General features: G+C 66.6%; 19 protein-coding genes. 15 read left to right on the top strand and 4 right to left on the bottom strand.

Features of this window, described 5'->3' with window-relative positions; all coding sequences use genetic code 11:
- Window positions 1-88: 88 nt before the first annotated feature.
- Genes IEX50_RS09130 through IEX50_RS09110 form a run of 5 tightly spaced genes read left to right on the top strand, consistent with a single transcriptional unit; the run spans window position 89 to window position 2,917 of the window.
- The gene (locus tag IEX50_RS09130; RefSeq protein ID WP_157176773.1) at window positions 89-409 is read left to right on the top strand and encodes a hypothetical protein; all 321 of its coding nucleotides are present in this window, start codon (window positions 89-91) and stop codon (window positions 407-409) included.
- A gap of 29 nt (window positions 410-438) precedes the next feature.
- Window positions 439-1,380 carry a bifunctional diaminohydroxyphosphoribosylaminopyrimidine deaminase/5-amino-6-(5-phosphoribosylamino)uracil reductase RibD gene (gene ribD, locus IEX50_RS09125; RefSeq protein WP_157176858.1) on the top strand — a complete coding sequence of 314 codons (942 nt, stop codon included), beginning with the start codon at window positions 439-441 and terminating at the stop codon, window positions 1,378-1,380.
- Between the two features lie 16 nt (window positions 1,381-1,396).
- Window positions 1,397-2,008, top strand: a complete 612-nt coding sequence (locus IEX50_RS09120; RefSeq protein ID WP_157176774.1) for a riboflavin synthase — start codon at window positions 1,397-1,399, stop codon at window positions 2,006-2,008.
- 36 nt (window positions 2,009-2,044) lie between these two features.
- The gene (gene ribH, locus IEX50_RS09115) at window positions 2,045-2,467 is read left to right on the top strand and encodes a 6,7-dimethyl-8-ribityllumazine synthase (protein WP_157176775.1); all 423 of its coding nucleotides are present in this window, start codon (window positions 2,045-2,047) and stop codon (window positions 2,465-2,467) included.
- A 51-nt stretch (window positions 2,468-2,518) separates the two neighbouring features.
- The gene (locus IEX50_RS09110; RefSeq protein ID WP_157176776.1) at window positions 2,519-2,917 is read left to right on the top strand and encodes a cupredoxin domain-containing protein; all 399 of its coding nucleotides are present in this window, start codon (window positions 2,519-2,521) and stop codon (window positions 2,915-2,917) included.
- Window positions 2,918-2,964: 47 nt separating this feature from the next.
- Here IEX50_RS09110 and IEX50_RS09105 read toward each other — a convergent pair whose 3' ends face one another.
- Window positions 2,965-4,053, bottom strand: a complete 1,089-nt coding sequence (locus tag IEX50_RS09105) for an alkene reductase (RefSeq protein WP_157176777.1) — start codon at window positions 4,051-4,053, stop codon at window positions 2,965-2,967.
- Between the two features lie 172 nt (window positions 4,054-4,225).
- On the opposite strand from IEX50_RS09105, the gene IEX50_RS09100 reads away from it, so the two are divergent.
- The 5 genes from IEX50_RS09100 to IEX50_RS09080 all read left to right on the top strand — a co-directional run bounded on the left by IEX50_RS09100 (window position 4,226) and on the right by IEX50_RS09080 (window position 9,771).
- Window positions 4,226-4,924 (top strand): COQ9 family protein, encoded by a 699-nt coding sequence (locus IEX50_RS09100; RefSeq protein WP_229673845.1) that lies wholly within the window; start codon window positions 4,226-4,228, stop codon window positions 4,922-4,924.
- 93 nt (window positions 4,925-5,017) lie between these two features.
- Complete coding sequence (locus IEX50_RS09095) at window positions 5,018-5,269, top strand: FeoA family protein (protein ID WP_157176860.1); 252 nt, start codon at window positions 5,018-5,020, stop codon at window positions 5,267-5,269.
- Window positions 5,266-7,119, top strand: a complete 1,854-nt coding sequence (gene feoB, locus IEX50_RS09090; protein ID WP_157176778.1) for a ferrous iron transporter B — start codon at window positions 5,266-5,268, stop codon at window positions 7,117-7,119. Before IEX50_RS09095 ends, feoB begins: the two co-directional genes overlap by 4 nt.
- 11 nt (window positions 7,120-7,130) lie before the next feature.
- Window positions 7,131-7,679, top strand: coding sequence for a single-stranded DNA-binding protein (gene ssb / locus IEX50_RS09085; protein WP_157176779.1), 549 nt, complete (start codon window positions 7,131-7,133; stop codon window positions 7,677-7,679).
- A gap of 184 nt (window positions 7,680-7,863) precedes the next feature.
- Complete coding sequence (locus tag IEX50_RS09080; protein WP_198350660.1) at window positions 7,864-9,771, top strand: M61 family metallopeptidase; 1,908 nt, start codon at window positions 7,864-7,866, stop codon at window positions 9,769-9,771.
- A 114-nt stretch (window positions 9,772-9,885) separates the two neighbouring features.
- On the opposite strand, the gene IEX50_RS09075 is transcribed toward IEX50_RS09080, so the two are convergent.
- Window positions 9,886-10,893, bottom strand: coding sequence for a Rossmann-fold NAD(P)-binding domain-containing protein (locus tag IEX50_RS09075; RefSeq protein WP_157176780.1), 1,008 nt, complete (start codon window positions 10,891-10,893; stop codon window positions 9,886-9,888).
- Between IEX50_RS09075 and IEX50_RS09070 the strand changes: the two genes are divergently transcribed.
- Window positions 10,868-11,581, top strand: coding sequence for a TetR/AcrR family transcriptional regulator (locus IEX50_RS09070; protein WP_198350661.1), 714 nt, complete (start codon window positions 10,868-10,870; stop codon window positions 11,579-11,581). The genes IEX50_RS09075 and IEX50_RS09070 overlap by 26 nt on opposite strands.
- A 227-nt stretch (window positions 11,582-11,808) precedes the next feature.
- Here the strand turns inward: IEX50_RS09070 and IEX50_RS09065 are convergent, their stop codons facing one another.
- Window positions 11,809-12,564: an SDR family NAD(P)-dependent oxidoreductase gene (locus IEX50_RS09065; protein WP_157176781.1), complete on the bottom strand. Its 756-nt coding sequence runs from the start codon at window positions 12,562-12,564 to the stop codon at window positions 11,809-11,811.
- A gap of 496 nt (window positions 12,565-13,060) precedes the next feature.
- Window positions 13,061-13,966 carry a LysR family transcriptional regulator gene (locus IEX50_RS09060; protein ID WP_157176782.1) on the bottom strand — a complete coding sequence of 302 codons (906 nt, stop codon included), beginning with the start codon at window positions 13,964-13,966 and terminating at the stop codon, window positions 13,061-13,063.
- 143 nt (window positions 13,967-14,109) lie between these two features.
- Between IEX50_RS09060 and IEX50_RS09055 the strand changes: the two genes are divergently transcribed.
- From IEX50_RS09055 to IEX50_RS09040, 4 genes are read left to right on the top strand one after another with little or no spacing between them, the layout of a single operon-like run.
- On the top strand, window positions 14,110-14,292 hold the full coding sequence (locus IEX50_RS09055) for a hypothetical protein (protein ID WP_157176783.1): 183 nt from the start codon (window positions 14,110-14,112) through the stop codon (window positions 14,290-14,292).
- Window positions 14,293-14,299: 7 nt separating this feature from the next.
- Entirely contained in the window at window positions 14,300-14,926 is a 627-nt protein-coding gene (locus tag IEX50_RS09050; RefSeq protein WP_157176784.1) for a (2Fe-2S)-binding protein, read from the top strand.
- A gap of 3 nt (window positions 14,927-14,929) precedes the next feature.
- Window positions 14,930-15,931 (top strand): FAD binding domain-containing protein, encoded by a 1,002-nt coding sequence (locus IEX50_RS09045; RefSeq protein WP_157176785.1) that lies wholly within the window; start codon window positions 14,930-14,932, stop codon window positions 15,929-15,931.
- Complete coding sequence (locus IEX50_RS09040) at window positions 15,931-18,105, top strand: xanthine dehydrogenase family protein molybdopterin-binding subunit (protein ID WP_157176786.1); 2,175 nt, start codon at window positions 15,931-15,933, stop codon at window positions 18,103-18,105. Before IEX50_RS09045 ends, IEX50_RS09040 begins: the two co-directional genes overlap by 1 nt.
- The last annotated feature ends 84 nt before the right edge of the window (window positions 18,106-18,189 follow it).

Below are 18,189 nucleotides of genomic sequence, written 5' to 3'. Positions count from 1 at the left end.
CCGTGTCCGCGGGGGAACGGTTGAGGTGGGCGCCGAGCCTTGGCGGTCTGGGCTGGCGTAGGCTGCGGACTGCGCCTATCTTGGGACTATGGCAGTCTTTCCTCGTCCCAGTTCGCCGCGCCGCGTGATTGCGGATCTGAAGGCGTTCATCACGACCGGTGATCGCGATCATCGGACGCCGATCGCGATAATCTCGATCCTGATGCCGATGCTGATCATCGCCGGGTTCCTGCATGACAGCTATATGGAGCGGCCCGAGCCCGAGATGACGTTCATCGCGAGCTGGCCCGCGGACCGGACCGATGCGCAGATCGAGGCGCAGCAGAAGGTGGACGAGGCGGCGCGGGTGGCGCGCGTCAAGGCGCGCCAGCAGAGTTTCCAGAAGGTCGAACGCCAGTTGGGCATGTGATCGCGCCAGCGGGCGATGACGCGCGCTGGATGGCGGCGGCGGTCGCGATCGGCGAGCGTGGGCGCGGGGTGACGGCACCGAACCCGGCGGTGGGATGTGTGATCGTGCGCGACGGGTGCGTGATCGGTCGCGGCTGGACGCAGCCGGGCGGGCGGCCGCATGCCGAGGCGGTGGCTTTGGCGCAGGCGGGATCGGTCGCTGATGCGACAGTGTTCGTGACTTTGGAGCCTTGCGCGCATGACAGTGCGCGGGGACCGGCCTGTGCCGATCTGCTGGTGGCGGCGGGGCCGGCGCGGGTCGTGGTGGCTTTGGTCGATCCGGACGAGCGGACCGCGGGGCGCGGGATTGCGCGGCTGCGCGAGGCCGGGATCGTGGTGTATGTCGGGTGCGGGGCGGCGGGGGCGACGGCGTCGCTGGCCGGGTTCCTGATGCGGCAGCGCGCCGGCCGACCGCATGTGACGCTGAAGCTGGCGACCTCGCTCGACGGGCGGATCGCGCTGGCGGACGGGAGCAGTCGCTGGATCACCGGCGATCGTTCGCGTGCCCATGCGCATCTGGAGCGGGCGCGGTGCGACATGATCCTGGTCGGGGGCGGCACGCTGCGGATCGATGCGCCGCGGCTGGACGTGCGGATCGACGGGCTGGCGGATCGGTCGCCGCGGCGCGCGGTGCTGACGCGCGGCGCGGTGCCAGCGGGGTGGGAGCGGGTCGCCGCGCCCGAGGCGGTCGCAGGGCTGGACGGGGTGGACAGCCTGCTGGTCGAAGGCGGGGCGGGGGCGGCGGCGGCGTTTCTGCGCGCGGGGCTGGTCGACCGGTTGCTGCTGTACCGCGCCCCGATTTTGATTGGGGACGGGCAGGCGGCACTGGGCGATATCGGACTCGGCGCGTTGGATGATGCGCATGGGCGGTGGCGGTTGGCTGGCGCGCGGATGCTTGGCAGCGACCGGCTCGAAGTCTACGAGCGCGCTTGAGGATTTAGGGGCTTTCATGTTCACCGGCATCATCACGGACATCGGGAAAATCACCGCGGTCGAGGCGCGCGGCGATACGCGGCTGCGCATCGCATGCGGGTACGACATGGGCGGCGTGGACCTGGGCGCGTCCATTGCGTGCGCGGGCGTGTGCCTGACGGTGGTCGAGAAGGGGTCGGACTGGTTCGCGGTCGACCTGTCGGCCGAAAGCGTGTCGCGGACCGCGCCGGTGTGGAACGAAGGCCAGGCGCTGAACCTGGAGCGCGCCCTGAAGGTCGGCGACGAGCTGGGCGGGCATATCGTGACGGGCCATGTCGACGGGGTCGGCACGATCCTGTCGAAGGTGCCGGAGGGCGATTCGCATCGCTACGAGATCCTGCTGCCCGTTGCGATCGCGCCTTATGTGGCGGGCAAGGGATCGGTCACGATCGACGGCGTGTCGCTGACCATCAACAGCGTCGAGGACCGCGCGGACGGGCCGGTGATCGGGCTGAACATCATTCCGCACACCGGATCGGTGACGACGCTGGGCCTGCTGGAGGCGGGGCACAAGGTGCATGTCGAGATCGACGTGCTGGCCCGCTATCTGGGGCGGATGGAAGCGTTGCGGAGCCTGGCCAAGGCTTGAGTCCGTCCGGTTTGCAGTTTTCGAGGAAGAATGACGATGGCCCATATCCTGATCGTGGAAGCACGGTTCTACGACGCGTTGAACGACAGCCTGATCGCGGGCGCGCAGGCGGCCATCGAGGCGGCGGGCCATACGCACGAGACGGTGACGGTGCCGGGCGCGCTGGAGGTGCCGGGGGCGATCGCGCTGGCGGCGGAGACCGACCGGTACGACGGGTTCGTGGCGCTGGGCGTCATCATCCGCGGCGAGACCTATCATTTTGAGGTCGTGTCGAACGAGAGCGCGCGCGGGTTGATGGACCTGACGCTGGCGGGGGTCGCGATCGGCAACGGCATCCTGACCGTCGAGGACGAACAGCAGGCCTGGGTGCGCGCGCGGCCCACCGAGAAGGACAAGGGCGGCGAGGCGGCGAAGGCGGCATTGGCGATGCTTGCGCTGCGCGAGCGGTTTGCGGACTGACGCCTTCGGTCTGGCCGGGTCTGTCCCGTTTCATTCAAAAGGAGAGTATCGATGAAATCGATTGGTTTCATGCTGGGGCTGGTCGCGGTTGCGACCGGCGCGGCGGCGGCGGCGCCTGTGCGGCGTCCGGTGCCGATCACGGTCGGCGTCAACAATGAGCGGTTCACGCCTGCGCGGATCACGTTGCGGCGCGGCGTGTCCTATGCGCTGACCATTCGCAACCGGTCGGACCGGCGGCATAATTTCTCGGCACCGGAGTTCTTCCGTCTCGCGCGCGTCACGCCACGGGACGCCGTGCTGGTTCGTAACGATCGGGTCGACGTGAAGGCAGGGCGGAGCGCCACCGTGCACTTCCGCGCGCCGGACACGCGCAATGCTGTCTATCGTTTCCGCAGCACGAACCTGCGCGATGCGACGACGAACATGAAGGGCGAGATCCTGGTCCGGTAAAGGTCTGCGGCCCTGCCTCCGAATGAGGCAGGGCCACGGTTGGTCGATCAGGCGGCGGCAGTTTCCATCGCCGGGTAGTCGATATAGCCCTCGGGGCCCTGGCTGTACCAGGTCTTGGCGTCGTCCTTGGCGAGCGGCGCGCCCGTCTGGAGGCGGGCGACGAGGTCCGGGTTGCCGATGAACGGGCGACCGAAGCTGATCCCGTCGGCGATGCCGGTGTCGAGTTCGGCCTGCGCCTTGTCCGCGCTGTCATAGTCCGAATTGACGATCAGCGGGCCGGTGAAGACCTTCCGGATTTCGGGCGAAAGCTTCGGCACATCGGTGTTGCCGAACGTGCCGTCGGGGCCGGGTTCGCGCAGTTCGAGGAAGCCGATGCCGAGATCGGACAGCATCTGGGCGGCCGGCAGGAACAGCGCGGTCGGGTTGCTGTCGTCGACGCCCTGCGAATCGCCGTTGGGCGACAGGCGGACGCTGGTGCGGCCGGCACCGGCGACGGAGATGACCCGCTCGGTCACTTCGCGCAGCAGGCGAATGCGGTTTTCGACGCTGCCGCCGTAATTGTCGTCACGGAAGTTCGCATTGTCGCGCAGGAACTGGTCGATCAGATAGCCGTTCGCGGCGTGGATCTGGACCCCGTCGAACCCGGCGGCCAGCGCGTTGCGCGTCGCCAGTTCGTAATCGTTGAGCAGGCGAGGAATCTCGTCGAGTTCGAGCGGGCGCGCGACCTCGAAATCCTGCTTGCCCTCATAGGTGTGCGCCTGGCCGGCGGTCGCGGTGGCGGAGGACGAGACGGGCTGCGTCTTGATGACCGAGCTGTGGACCTGGCGACCCATGTGCCAGAGCTGCATCACGATGCGGCCGCCGGCGGCGTGGACGGAGTCGGTGACGGGCTTCCATGCGGCGACCTGTTCGTCGTTCCAGATGCCGGGTGCGTAGGGCCAGCCGAGCCCTTCCTGGCTGATGCCGGTCGCTTCGGTGATGATCAGGCCGGCGGTCGCACGCTGCGTGTAATAGTCGACCATCATGTCGACGGGGACATGGTCGCGCGTGGAGCGGCCGCGGGTGAGCGGGGCCATCAGGATGCGATTCGGGGCGGCGATGTCGCCGAGCTGGATCGGGTCGAACAGGGTGGGCATAGGTGGGGTCCTTCGTCAGTTCGTGTTGCGGTGCAAGATAGGGGCGCGGGTCTGCCATCGTCAGGGTCGGGGATGCGAGAAAAGCTATCCCGCGCAAAAGAAGTGCGGTCCGGGGCGGCGATAAGTGGCGGGATCGCTTGGTGTCGGCGGGGGTCGGCGCTATGTTATGGACATGACCGACAGCACCGCAAATCCGGCAGGCGAGCCGGCCCCGATCGCGCCGAGCGAGATGACGCTGGACGAGTTGCGCGAGGCGCTCGCGCCCGTGCTGCCGATGCATGCGGCGTTCGATGGCTGGGGCGAGGCGGCGCTGGCGCAGGCGGCGGACGAACTGGGCGTGCCGGCGGACCGGGCGCGGTTGGCGTTCCCGGGCGGGGCGATCGACATGATCGACGCGTGGTTCGCATCGATCGACGCCGAGATGGCGGTCCGCGCGCCGGCGCCGATGCTACGTGCGCGGAAGGTGCGCGATCGGATCACCCGGCTGATCGCGGCGCGGCTGGACGCGATGGAGATCCACCGCGAGGCGTTGCGGCGTGCGCTGGCGATCCTGGCGATGCCACAGAATGCGCCCCGCGCCGCGCGGCTGGGGTGGCGCGCGGCGGACGGGATGTGGCGGCTGGCCGGCGATACGGCGGTCGATCTGTCCTTTTATACCAAGCGGCTGACGCTGGCCGGGGTCTATGCCGCGACGCTGCTGGTGTTCGTCGACGACCAGACCGAGAATTTCGCCGATACGCGCGCGTTCCTCGACCGGCGGATCGCGGGCGTGATGCGGTTCGAGAAGCTAAAGGCGCAGTTGAAGCCCGATCCGGACCGGATGTTCAGCCCGGTGCGGTTCCTCGGCCGGTTGCGTTATCCTGCGTCCTGAACCGGGCAGGTTGCGCCGGGCGGAACGGATCGGGGCTGGCGTTCGTATTGGAATAATGATAATCATTCGCAAGCAAATATGTGAATGGACGTTATGCGCCTGAACGACCTGCCCCCGCGCGAAGCTGCGCTGATTCGCGTGATCGACTGGACCGCGCTCAAGGCGGGAGAGGCCCGGCGGATGCGCGAACTGGGCTTTGACGAAGGGGTGCGAGTCGAAACGCTGCACCGCGGGCCGATGGGGATGGACCCGATCGCCTGCCGCGTCGGCCGCATGACGATCGCGCTGCGCCGCAAGACGGCCGCCGCCGTGTCGGTCGAGCCGTTTCCGATGGCGGCGGAGTGAATTCAGCACCGCTGGTCGCGCTCGTCGGGAACCCCAATGCCGGCAAGAGCGCGCTGTTCAATGCGCTGACCGGGGCCCGCCAGAAGGTGGGCAATTATCCCGGCGTGACCGTGGAGCGCAAATCCGGGCGGATGGCGTTGCCTGACGGTCGCCCGATCGAGCTGGTCGACCTGCCCGGCACCTATAGCCTGGATCCCGCCAGCCCCGACGAGCAGGTGACGCGCGACGTGGTGGTCGGGAAGCAGGAGGGCGAGCGGTTGCCGTCCGCGCTGGTGGTCGTGCTGGATGCGACGAACCTCGACAATCACCTGCGCTTTGCGTTGCAGCTGATCGCGCTCGGCCTGCCGGTCGTGATCGCGCTCAACATGATCGACATGGCGAAGCGCGACGGGCTGACGATCGATGTCGCCGCGCTGTCCAAGGCGCTGGGCGTGCAGGTGGTCGAGACGGTCGCGGTGCGGCGGCTTGGGATGGATGAATTGAAGACCGCGCTGGCCACCGTGGTCGGCGACGGGACGCGGACGGTGCGTGCGGGTGCGCCGCCGGAACATGACATTGTCACGTTGCAACGCCGGGCGCGCGCGATCGCGGTGGCGGCGACGCAGGAGGAGAGCCTGGAGCGGCGCTGGACGCACCGGCTGGACGCCGTGGCGCTGCATCCGGTCAGCGGGCCGATCCTGCTGGCGGTGATCCTGTTCGTGATGTTCCAGGCGGTGTTCTCCTGGTCCGAGGCGCCAGTCGGGTGGATCGAGGCCGGGTTCGCGTGGGCACAGGATGCGGTGCGATCGGTGCTGCCGGCGGGGATCCTGCGGTCGCTGCTGGTGGACGGCGTGATTGCGGGTATCGGATCGGTGCTGGTGTTCCTGCCGCTGATCCTGATCCTGTTCCTCTTCATCCTGGTGCTGGAAGCGTCGGGATATATGGTGCGCGCCGCGTTCCTGATGGACCGGGTGATGGCGGGCGTCGGGCTGTCGGGGCGCGCGTTCATCCCGCTGCTGTCGTCGTTCGCCTGCGCCATTCCCGGCATCATGGCGACGCGGACGATCGACGATCCGAAGGACCGGCTGACGACGATCCTGATCGCGCCGCTGATGACCTGTTCCGCCCGATTGCCGGTCTATGCGGTGATCATCGGGGCATTCATTCCGGCGCGTGAGGTCGGGCTGGGCGTGGGTTTGCAGGGGCTGGTACTGTTCGGGCTGTACGTGACCGGGATCGTGGCGGCGATGATCGCGGCGTTCGTGATCCGCCGGACGATCGCGAAGGGCGAGAGTGCCGGGTTCATGATGGAGATGCCGCGGTACCAGATGCCGGTGTTCCGCGACGTGGCGATCGGGCTGATGCAGCGCGCGTGGATCTTCCTGCACCGCGCGGGCACGCTGATCCTGCTGGCGACCGTGCTGTTGTGGGCGCTGCTGAGCTTTCCGCAGTCGCCGACCGGGCGCGATCAGGTGCGTTACTCGGCCGCGGGGCGGATCGCGAGCGGGCTGGAGACGATCGTCCGACCGATCGGGTTCAACCACGAGATCGCGCTGGCAATCATCCCGGCGATGGCCGCGCGCGAGGTGGCGGTGTCCGCGCTGGCGACGGTTTACGCGATCGAGGGGGCGGACGAGGTGCAGACCGAGCGGTCGCTGGTCGGGCGGCTGCGCGGGCGCTGGTCGCTGCCCACCGCGCTGGCGTTCCTGATGTGGTTCGTGTTCGCGCCGCAGTGCCTGTCGACGATCGCGGTGATCCGGCGGGAGACGAACGGATGGAAGTGGCCGCTTTTCAGCTTGGCCTATCTGTTCGGGCTGGCGTATCTGGCAGCTGGATTCACGTTCTGGGCCGCGACTGCGCTCGGATTATAGGAGCGGCCCCCATGGCAGGCGTCAACAAGGTCATCATCGTCGGCAATCTCGGTGCGGACCCGACGTCGAAGAGTTTTCAGAACGGCGGCAAGGTCGTCAACCTGCGCATCGCCACGTCCGACACGTGGAAGGACAAGAACACCGGCGAGCGCAAGGAAAAGACCGAATGGCATTCGGTGGCGATCTTCTCCGAACCGCTGGGCCGCGTGGCCGAGCAATATCTGCGCAAGGGCAGCAAGGTCTATATCGAAGGCAAGCTGGCGACCCGGAAGTGGCAGGACCCGCAGGGCAACGACCGCTATTCGACCGAGATCGTGCTGCAGGGCTTCGACGGCCAGCTGGTGATGCTCGACGGCCGCGGTGAAGGCGGGGCCGGCGGCGGCGGTGGCGCACGCGGCGGTTCCGGCGGTGGCGACGAGTGGGGCGCCGGTGGCGGCGGCTATAATGACGGCGGGAACGGTGGTTCCGGCGGCGGTGCGCGCGGCGGTGGCTCGTCCGGCGGCGGGTCGCGCACGTCGAGCGCGTTCGACAGCGATCTGGATGATGACGTTCCATTCTGAGGCGGGTGCAGTAAAGGCTGCAACTGCGTGAGTTAAGTCTCTGCCGGAATTCATATAATCGGATATTCCGCTGTAACTCGGCAATGTGGTTAGGCCAACTTAGAGGCGTGTTCATAGTTTTTACGACTATGAACATCTTCTGTGTTCATAGTCGATTTTGCGAGAGGGTGGCCCTTACCTCGTGGTGAACCATTTTGCTTGGTATCTAGCAGCCCTGGCGCTTATTCTCGGGTCCGCGGCGGCGATAGCGCGCGACGGACAAGGTCCTGTTTACATCGAACCTTCCGCCGCCGTTCTGAAGCCGGTCGATCATGCGTTCGGCAACTCAATCGATTTTCATGTCGACGCGACCGATGTCGCACACAAGATATTCACTGTGCGACAGCGCATACCCGTGGTCGCCGGGAAGATGACGACGCTGCTCTATCCCCGGTGGGAGCAAGCGAGCCACGGCCCAAGTCTGACCGTCACCGATCTTGCCGGGCTGTTCATCAAAGCCAACGGTAAGCCCGTGGGATGGCGGCGAGACCGGATCGATCCGCATGCCTTCCATGTCGATGTGCCCGCCAGCGTACGGACGATCGAGGTGCGCTTCCAGATGGTCGCCGGAGGTGACTTGCTGACACCAGACATCGTGACTGTGCCGTGGCAGCGCCTCGTCCTGTATCCAGCGGGCTGGTATGCCCGCAATATCCCCATCGCTGCCACCCTGGTCCTGCCCGCGGGGCTAACCGCGTTTACCTCGTTAGAGGCGAAACGCAGCGAGGGCGCTACGCTTCACTTCGCTAAGACCAACTTGGAGACGCTGCTCGACTCGCCGGTGCTCGCGGGCCGCCACGCTGCGCGGCTAGCTCTCACCGCAGGTAGAGAAGGCGCGGTGTCGCTCGATCTCGTGGCAGCGCGGCCGAGCGACCTTGTCGTACCCGCCGTCCGCATCGCCGAGTTGCGGCAACTGATCACGCAGATACGCGCGGTCTTTGGTCCCGTGCCTTTCCACCGCTACGACATCCTCGCGCGCCTGAGCGACGATGGCTCGTCGGGTGGGACCGAGCATCGGGCGTCGAGCGAGGTCGGGCTGGCGTCATCGCATTTTCGCGAGTGGCCGAGCCAGTTCCTCTTCCGCGACCTGATCGCGCACGAGATCGTCCACGCCTGGAATGGGTTATATCGTACGCCCGCCGACCTGTGGGCGCCAACGCCGAACGTCCCCGTCGCGAGCAGTATGTTGTGGGTGTATGAAGGGCAGGCCGAGTTCTGGGGGCGCGTGCTCGCGACGCGCGCTGGCCAGTTCACGCCGTCCGAGCTGCGCGACCGGCTGGCGATCGAGGCGGCCGAGATCGCCGCGCGACCAGGCCGGGCCTGGCGGCCGCTGGCGGACGACGTCAACTATCCCGCGTTCATGCTACGCCAACCGGTGCCGTGGCGCGACTGGCAGCGACGCCGCGACTATTACTCGGAAGGCGTCATGCTGTGGCTTGCGATCGACGCCGAACTGCGCGAGCGTAGCGGCGGACGCCACGGCATCGATGCGTTCGCGCGCCGCTTCTTTGCGGGGGCGACCCCTGACGCGCCAACCCGGACCTACAAGTTCGATGACATATGCCGCACGCTGAACGATGTCGTTCCGCACGACTGGTCGCGGTTCCTGGGCGGTTGGATCAATGCGCACGACGAGCTCGACACGACGATCGGACTAAGGCGCCACGGCTGGCGTCTGGCCTTTACCAGCATGCCAACCGCCGCCTTTCGCGCGAGCGAGGACGAGGCCGGCGTCACTGACCTCTCCTATTCCATCGGCCTCACCGTCGCCGGTAGTGGAGTGGTACGGTCCGTGGGTTGGGATGGACCTGCCTTTCGTGCCGGCATGCGGCCGGGCGTGCGGATCGTGACGGTCGGCACGGCGCAGTTCGGACGCGACGCGTTGTTGGCGGCCGTGCGTGGTGCCGCGATCCGCCCGCTTGTTCTCACGATCGAACAGGATGGACAACGTTCCGATCGCACCATCCATTACGCGGGCACGCTGCGTTATCCACGGCTCGAACGGGTGAGTGACCGGGCCGACACGCTCGCGACACTGCTCGCCCCACGTTGACGGGTCATGGCGCCGCCACGACCGCAGCGGCAGCCGACCGGGTGAGCGACGCGGTGGCGGGATGTGCGACGACCGTTAGCGTATGTGACGGGGGGTTCTGCTGGCTCTGAGCCGTCATGCGAATGGCAGCGTCAGGAGTCTTCCGCCCTCCTGTTCAAGTCGCGCGAGATAGGCGGCGTGATCGACAACCTGATACGGGAAGAACAGCCCCGGCCGCGTTGCGGGTTTGCCATCCAGGCCAGTCAGACGCTCGAGCAGCATGCTCACACCAAGGGCCGTCAGTGGCGCTGCGCCGCCCGGATGGAACACGGCGTGGCGGCGGCGGAGTGACGCGCCCGCTCCGTCGATACCGGTGAGTTCGATGATGATCTCGGTCGATTTTGCACCGCCCGCGCGTCGGCTTGAGCTGACCCCCGTTCCGATGGCGAACGAGACATCGCGCGCGCCGGTGACCGCCGCGAGGCCGGCAATGTCGATCGACGAGAAGCCGGCCGCATCGATGACGGTGCCATCGGTGGCTTGAAACGCGCAGCCCGCGTCTTCGCTGCTGCGCCAGACATAGGCCCCGTCCGATCTTGCGAGAACGGACGGCATGACGGTCGCGAGGCGTTCGAAATCCTCCGCGACCGCTGGGCCGCCCTGGTCCTCGTCATCGACCAACGCGCCGATCCGGATGGTTTCGACGCGGGCAAAGGCCTCTGCAAATGCAAGGGTCGAGATGGTGGTGGCGCCGACGAGCCATTCATAGCCCAGCACCATTGCCGCGGCATCGGGGCGCTGCATATGGATCGCGACCTCCGGTGCAATCTCGTAAATTCCGGACGAGATGCTGAGGTGAGGAATACCGCGGGCATGGGCGTAGCGCAGTCCGGACAGCCGTTCGTCACCATAGAAGACGGCGACCGCACCGATTCGTCGATCGCCAAGGCCGAGGTCTTCGGCGTGGGAATCGATGATCACCGCTTCCGCGTTGCCCAGCACGCTTGCAACCTCCTGCGCCTTGGACTGGCTCCGTCCGCCGATCAGCAAGGGAACATCAGGGTGGTGCAGGCGCAGGGCCTTTGCGGTGAGCCGACCGATTTCGCCGGAACCGCCCATGAGCAGGATGGGTGAGAAGGACATTGACGCGTCTCCCGTTGGAGCCAATAAGCTACGATTCGTAGGTAGCACTAACCTACTATCAGTAGGTTTGGCAATAGGGCGTTTCTTGATGGCAGATACGAGCGATGTTTCCCCGCAACGGGGCCGCCGGCTTTCGAAGGCCGATCGGCATCGTCAGCTGCTCGATGCGGCGCTTGAGGTGATCCGCACGGAGGGCGCCGATTGCCTGACGCTGGGGCATCTAGCGATCCGTGCGGCCGTGTCGAAACCGGTCGTCTACGACCATTTCGGGTCACGATCCGCCCTTCTGATCGAGCTGTATCGCTGGATCGACACCGACCGAATCGACACGTTCCGCCGAGCGATGGCTACCGCCGCGAAGGGACGCGACGAGACGATCGCAGCGCTTGCCGACGCGTATATTCGCTGTGCGGCCGATCTGACGGGCGAGTTCCACATCGTCGGCGCTGCCCTGACCGGAAGCCCGGAAAAAGCCAACGTGTATGACGAGCTGCTCGGCCAGTCCGTCGCGATGTTCGTTTCCGTCCTTCAACCGTTCAGCCGACTGTCCGAAAGCGCGGCGACACGCCTTTGCACCGGCCTGGTTGGCGCGGGAGAGGCGCTGTCGGTCGCGATCGTCCGTGGCAAGGTCGCCGAGGATGACGCAATCGCGACGTTCGGCGATATAATAAGCGGCTCCTTGCCATAACCGTAGGGGCATTCCGCGTCCTTAGAGTCGATCCTGTGCGGGGATCTGGTCGGTGCTGCCGCCTTTTTCTTTGCCCGATGCCGCGGCCCTGACGGCCGGGCAAAGCGCTCACGGCCGACCAATTCGATCAGCGGGTCGTGACCAAGACGGCGGGGGCGTATCAACGACACAGGGCATCCTGCGCATCAAAACGATCCGTCATTCCTGCGGGGGCGGCGCAGCGTCGGTCACCACGGGAGGGGACCGATCGTGGCGTGGGTGAACCCGCCGGTCGGCGCATCAGGCCCGAGCAGGGCCACGCGCACGGCCTCGGCCGCGCCTTCCGCGACGGTCTCCGTGCCGGCAAAGCTGGTCAGCCGCGTCTTGGTGTAGCCGGGCGAAACGGCGTTCACCTTGATTCCGTCGGCCTCAAGCTCGATCGCCATCGCAACCGTCAGCGCGTTGAGCGCGGTCTTCGACGCCGCATAGCTGACGTCGAACAGCGGCCGTAACGGCGAGCGCGGATCCGACACCACCGTCAGCGACCCGGCCCCGCTGGAGACGTTGACGATACGCGCGTTCGGTGTGATCCGCAGGATCGGCAGCATTGCCTGGTAGACCGCGAGCACGCCGAACACGTTCGTGTCCCAGACGGTGCGCATGTCGTCGAGCGAGACGACGCTTGGACGGTTGGCCGCGGCCAGTTCCTCGCCGGTCTGCTCCCGATCGCTGACGGTGGCGATGGCAGCATTCTGGATCAGGACGTCGAGGCGGCCGAACTCAAGGCGAACCCGTTCCGCGGCCGCTGTGACAGACGCTTGGTCCGTCACGTCGAGCTGAAGCGCAGCGGCGGTCGGTCCCACTTCGCTGGCAGCAGCTTCGCCACGCGCGAGGTTACGCGACCCCAGCAAGACGATGAAGCCCTTGGCGCTCAACTCCTTGGCGATCTGGAAGCCGATACCTTGATTGGCGCCTGTGACCAGCGCAACGGGTGAAGTCTGCATGGTGAATTCCTGACGGGGTGGTGATCGTTCGGATCGTTTTCGAGCGACCGCTCAGTACGCTCGTTCGGCGAAGAGCGGCGTTGCGTCCAAGACGACGACGTCGGCGATGTCCTTGGGTTCTCGCGAACAGCTCGTGACGACGGCGGCACGTCCCACGGCGGGTAGCGGCGTGGAACCTGCCTTTGCGGTTCCTGCCGAGGGCGTGCCGGCGATTGCCACAGCGACAGCGGCCAGGACTGCCCAGTGCGAAGCCTCCGACAAGGCGATTCTCCTTCCCGGTCAAACTAGGGTGCGCCGGGTATTTCGGCGTGCCCGATCTTGGAGAAGACTTGTCTGAATCTGTGGTATCGCTAGCAGGTGCCAGTCTTGTCGGCGCGGTTAGCGCGCGATTTAACGGGTGGTCCGGTGACAGGCGTGCCGTGAACCATGCACGATCCGGCACCTATGCAACCTGCAAAAAAGCGAACATACCCGCGCGCCCTGTGCCCCCGGCCGGTTACAACCGTCCCTCATGCTGCAAACCCTGGAAGAGCGTCGTCAGCCAGTCGGCGAACACGCGCGCTCTTGGCGATACGCTACGGTTGCCCGGATGCAGAAGCGACACTGGCATCGGTGGCGGCGGATGGCGGGGAAGGAGTGACACAAGCTCGCCCGCATCAAGGTGCTTCTGGATGCGATAGCGCGGCACCTGGATGAGCCCCATGCCGGCCAGGCCGGCCGCGGTGTATATCTCGGCGCCGCGGACCACGATGTCGAAGGGCATCATGACTTCCCGGGCCATGCCATCGACGGTAAAGTCGAGCGCATAAGGCTGGCCGGATGCGGACGCCAAATAGCCGACCATGCGATGCTGCGACAGGTCTTCGAGCGTTTCCGGTATACCATGACGATCGATATAGGCGCGGCTTGCGAGCGTCAGCTGTTCCGATACGGCGACCTGCCGGCCGACCAGCGACGAATCCGGCAACACGCCGGCGCGCAGCACGCAGTCGATCCCTTCCTCGACAAGGTCGATCATCCGGTCAGTCTCGCTGAGCCGCAGTTCGATGTTCGGATACCGCCGGATGAAAGCCGGGAGCGCAGGGAGCACGAAGAAGCGCGCTAGCGTTCCCTGCATATCGACGCACAGCGGGCCGCTCGACGTGCCGGCACGGAGGCCGCTCTCGACCTCGTCGAGATCGGCCAGAAGCAGCACGCAACGAGCATAGTAGACGGCACCGTCGTCGGTGGGGCGAACGGTGCGGGTTGTCCGTTCCAGCAATCGCGCGCCAAGCCGTGCCTCGAGCTGCTGGATGGCGCGCGTGACGGTCGCAGGCGGAAGCTGCAAATCCCGCGCGGCGCTCGAAAAATTGCCGCGCTCGACGATCCTGACGAACAGTCGCATGGTGTCGAAACGATCCATGGACCGTCACATGCCGTTTCCGAAACGGCACTTCAACGACTATTGTTGTTGATTATGGAATGGTGATTTTGGATCGGGCGATATTCTCCTCCGCGTGTTCCAGGCCTATTGTTGGCGCGATAGAAATCACGCGAAGGCAAGCCATGCTTTTCACGACGACGATGTCCGCCGACGGGCAACTCACCGCGGCGGCCGACGCGACCTTCCCGTCGACCCGTCGAGAAGAGGCGGGACTGCCGTCGTACCTCTGGACGGCCTGGTCCGTGGTCGGTTCGTTCGGCGCATTGCGCACGGGAGCCATCATACCTGCGCATCAGAAGAAGTGAGAGGCTCATGACGGATCGGTCGAACGACGAAACCATCGGGATCACGCGGCGGGAAACGCTGCACGGCGGTGCCGTGGCGTCACTCGCGCTCGCGACGCCGCCCGCACCCGCCGCCGCGCAGCTGCCCGCGCCTGCTCGCTTGCCCGCGCACGCGCGCGAGTTTGGCCTGCAGCTTGCGACCAGTATCAACGGGGAGCCGGTCTCGGTCGCCATCGACGCGCGGTCCTCGTTGCTAGACGTCCTGCGCGAAGGGCTTGGGCTGACCGGCGCCAAGAAGGGCTGCGACCATGGTCAGTGCGGCGCCTGCACCGTGCACCTCGACGGACGGCGTGTGGCCTCGTGTCTGACGCTCGCCGCCAAGGCGGACGGGCGCGAGATCGTGACGATCGAGGGTATCGCCGACGGCGAGACGCTGCATCCGATGCAACAGGCGTTCATCGATCACGACGCGCTGCAGTGCGGTTATTGCACGCCCGGACAGATCATGGCCGCCATCGCGTGCGTAAAGGAAGGTCATGCCTCGTCACGCGAAGAGATTCGCGAGTATATGAGCGGCAACATCTGCCGCTGCGGCGCCTATGTCGGGATCGTCGCGGCGATCGAGCAAGCGTCCACCAAGATGCGGAGGGCATGAGCGGTGCGGCAATTCACCTATACACGTGCTCGAACCACCGCCGAGGCGGTCACCGCGTTTGGACGGGCCGGCCGGGAGGCGCGCTATATCGCCGGCGGGACGTCGCTCTACGATCTGATGAAACTGGGCGTGGAGCGGCCGCTTCATCTGATCGATATCGCCGACCTCGATGAAATGCGGCACGTCGACACGGCGGGCGAGCGCCTGGTGTTCGGGGCCGGCGCGTTGATGGCCGATGTGGCGGAGAACCCCGTCGTTCGCCGCGACTATCCGATGCTTTCTGAAAGCCTTTCGAAAGCCGCGTCGCAACAGCTGCGCAACATGGCGACGGTCGGCGGCAACCTGCTTCAGCGGACACGCTGCCCATATTTCCGCCACGGTGCGGGCGGCATTTATCCCTGCAACAAGCGCGAGCCCGGCTCGGGCTGTGCCGCGATCGGCGGCCTCGACCGGGGACAGGCGGTGTTGGGAACGAGTAGCGCATGCACGGCGGTCTCGCCCGGCGACTGGCCGGTGGCGCTGACCGCGCTCGACGCGGTCGTCGAGCTGACCGGGCCGGCGGGGCCGCGCAGTCTGCCGATCGCGGATTTCTACCTGCTGCCCGGATCGACCCCGGATCGCGAATTCGCGATGCTCCCCGGCGAAATCATAACGGGCATCGCGGTGCCCAAGACGGCGGCTGGCCGTCGCTCGACCTATCACAAGATCCGCGACCGCGAATCCTATGCCTTCGCCCTGACCTCGGCCGCCGTCGCGCTGACCATCGACGGGGGCCGGATCCGCAAGGCGCATGTCGCGATCGGCGGGGTCGGCACACGACCATGGCGCGCGCGTCAGACCGAGGTACTGCTCGAAGGTAGGCCGCCGACGCGGGAGGCGGCGCTCGCCGCCGCTCATGCCGCCTTCGCCGGTGCCCGACCGGGCAAGGAGAACGCCTTCAAGCTGGAACTCGGTGCCAGAACGATCGCCGATGCCGTCGTTATCGCCGCGGAGAGGAAAGTCTGATGTCGATCGAACGCAATCCCGACCGTCCCCGCATCGACGCGCGCGAGAAGGTGCTGGGCAAGGCGCAGTTCGCCGCCGATCGACCCGTGCCGGGGCTCCTCCATGCGATGACCGTCCCGGCGGCCATCGCGAAGGGCGACATTACCGCGATCGACGTCGAGCGTGCCGCGGGCGTACCGGGCGTGGTTCGCGTTTTCACCTGGCGCGATTTCGCCGACATCCGCGAGACGCCGGCCACGCGGGGGGGCGGCGGTGACAAGCCCGGCTACCAGCCGATGAAACGCCCTTCCGTGCGCCATCGCGGCGAACCGGTCGCGTTGGTCGTCGCAGAGACCCTGGAGGCGGCGATCGAGGGGGCCGAAGCGGTGTCCGTCCGCTATCGCCCGTCCAGCTTCACCGCCTCACGCGAGCAGCCGGGTGCCGAACGCGAGCCGGTCACGGTCGATCACCGTGCGGGCGATGCGCCCGCCGCGTTCGCCGCCGCGACCAGCAAGCTCGACGTCACCTATCTGCACCCGCAACAGCACCATAACCCGATCGAGATGATCTCGACCACTGCGGCGTTCGTGGACGGCAAGATCGTCGTCATGGAAGGCACGCAGAATTCGGCGGCCTTCAAATTCGGCATTGCCGGCATGCTCGGCCAGGATCCGCAGTCGTTTGAATCGAGCAGCCCGTATGTGGGCGGCGGATTCGGCCAGAAGAACCAGTTGCAGCAGCAATCGGCGCTGGTTGTGCGCGCGGCCATGCTGCTCAAGCGGCCGGTCAAACTGGTGATGCCGCGCAGCCAGTTGTTTCACACCGCAACCTACCGCCCGCTTAGCCGCCACCGCGTGCAGGTCGGCGCCGGCGCCGACGGCAAGTTCGAGGCGGTGCTGTACGACATCGAGCAACAGAATAGCCGCTTCGACCAGTTCGGGGCGGCGGCCGGCGAACATGTCAGCCGCATGTACGCTACGCCGAACTGGCGATCGACCAACCAGCGCGTGCGGGTCGACGTCCAGGCCCCTGCGCACCAGCGCGCACCGCAGGAGCATCCCTCCAGCTACGCCACCGAATGTGCCTATGACGAGCTCGCCTACGCGCTCGGCGTCGATCCACTCGAACTGCGCGTGCGCAATGATACGCAGCACGATCCGATCACCGGAAAGCCGTTCACCTCCCGCAACCTCGCCGAATGTCTTCGCCGCGGGGCGGCCCGGTTCGGCTGGGATCGCCGAAAGAAAGAGCCGGGCTCGATGCGCACACGCGACGGCATGCTCGTCGGGTTCGGGGTCGGCGCTGGTGCCTACAAGGCGTCGATGTCCCCTGCCGTCGCCAAGCTTCGCGTGAATGCGGACGGCAGCTCGCGGTTGGCGATCACAGGGCACGAATTCGGCCAGGGCATGCGCAGCGCGGTGGCGGCCGAGCTGATCAACGTCCTGGACATTGATCCCAACCGACTGGAGATCGCACTGGGCGACACCAGCGTCGCACCCCAGCATATCACGGTCGGGTCATGGGGGTGCGCCAGCTCCGCTCCCGCCGCCCGCGCCGCCGCCGAATTGCTGCGCTCGAAACTTGTCGAACTGGTAGGCGCCGGCCGGGCAAAAGGGCCGGTCGCATCAGCGATCGCACGCGCCCGCCGGCCGTTCCTTGAGGTCGAGGTCTCGCAAGCCGGCCTCGAACAACCCGCAACGGTGTTCCAGCGGCTCAACTCCGGCATGCCGGCGCCGGTGGGTCCCGAATATAAGCAGTTCACGGCGTTCAGCTGGATCGCGCATTTCGCCGAAGTCCATGTCGAGCCGAGCACCTGCCGCGTGCGCGTGCCACGCGTGGTCAGCGTGTGCGATTGCGGCCGTGTCCTCAATCACCGCACCGCACAGAACCAGGTTCGCGGCGGCGTCGTCTGGGCATTCGGTGCCGCACTCCGTGAAAGCGCCGAGATCGACGCGCGCTTCGGCCGCATTCTCAACAACGACCTGGCCGACTACGTCCTGCCCGTGAATGCCGACATCGGCGAGATTGATGTCGAGCTGCTGGACGTGCCGGATACCAATTTGAATATCTCGGGCGCGAAGGGCATCGGCGAAGTGGCCATGGTCGGCGCGACCGCGGCCATCGTCAACGCGGTCTATCACGCCACCGGCAAGCGGGTTCGCCACGTGCCGATCCGGATCGAGGATCTTCTTTGAACGGGCTCGAATCGTTCGAGCGGACACGTTTCGTCAGAGGAGCTTTTGCTGCGCTGCCTGGGAAACCGTCCTGGCGCGGGACCG

It is taken from the genome of Sphingomonas prati, assembly GCF_014643515.1.
GTDB lineage: Bacteria > Pseudomonadota > Alphaproteobacteria > Sphingomonadales > Sphingomonadaceae > Sphingomonas_R > Sphingomonas_R prati.
This window is presented reverse-complemented; position numbering and strand designations above follow the sequence as displayed.

Coding starts and splice junctions, on each gene's coding strand:
- IEX50_RS09130 (WP_157176773.1), top strand. CDS start 89: ATGGCAGTCTTTCCTCGTCCCAGTTCGCCGCGCCGCGTGATTGCGGAT.
- ribD (WP_157176858.1), top strand. CDS start 439: ATGGCGGCGGCGGTCGCGATCGGCGAGCGTGGGCGCGGGGTGACGGCA.
- IEX50_RS09120 (WP_157176774.1), top strand. CDS start 1,397: ATGTTCACCGGCATCATCACGGACATCGGGAAAATCACCGCGGTCGAG.
- ribH (WP_157176775.1), top strand. CDS start 2,045: ATGGCCCATATCCTGATCGTGGAAGCACGGTTCTACGACGCGTTGAAC.
- IEX50_RS09110 (WP_157176776.1), top strand. CDS start 2,519: ATGAAATCGATTGGTTTCATGCTGGGGCTGGTCGCGGTTGCGACCGGC.
- IEX50_RS09105 (WP_157176777.1), bottom strand. CDS start 4,053: ATGCCCACCCTGTTCGACCCGATCCAGCTCGGCGACATCGCCGCCCCG.
- IEX50_RS09100 (WP_229673845.1), top strand. CDS start 4,226: ATGACCGACAGCACCGCAAATCCGGCAGGCGAGCCGGCCCCGATCGCG.
- IEX50_RS09095 (WP_157176860.1), top strand. CDS start 5,018: ATGCGCCTGAACGACCTGCCCCCGCGCGAAGCTGCGCTGATTCGCGTG.
- ssb (WP_157176779.1), top strand. CDS start 7,131: ATGGCAGGCGTCAACAAGGTCATCATCGTCGGCAATCTCGGTGCGGAC.
- IEX50_RS09070 (WP_198350661.1), top strand. CDS start 10,868: ATGAGCAGGATGGGTGAGAAGGACATTGACGCGTCTCCCGTTGGAGCC.
- IEX50_RS09075 (WP_157176780.1), bottom strand. CDS start 10,893: ATGTCCTTCTCACCCATCCTGCTCATGGGCGGTTCCGGCGAAATCGGT.
- IEX50_RS09065 (WP_157176781.1), bottom strand. CDS start 12,564: ATGCAGACTTCACCCGTTGCGCTGGTCACAGGCGCCAATCAAGGTATC.
- IEX50_RS09060 (WP_157176782.1), bottom strand. CDS start 13,966: ATGGATCGTTTCGACACCATGCGACTGTTCGTCAGGATCGTCGAGCGC.
- IEX50_RS09055 (WP_157176783.1), top strand. CDS start 14,110: ATGCTTTTCACGACGACGATGTCCGCCGACGGGCAACTCACCGCGGCG.
- IEX50_RS09050 (WP_157176784.1), top strand. CDS start 14,300: ATGACGGATCGGTCGAACGACGAAACCATCGGGATCACGCGGCGGGAA.
- IEX50_RS09040 (WP_157176786.1), top strand. CDS start 15,931: ATGTCGATCGAACGCAATCCCGACCGTCCCCGCATCGACGCGCGCGAG.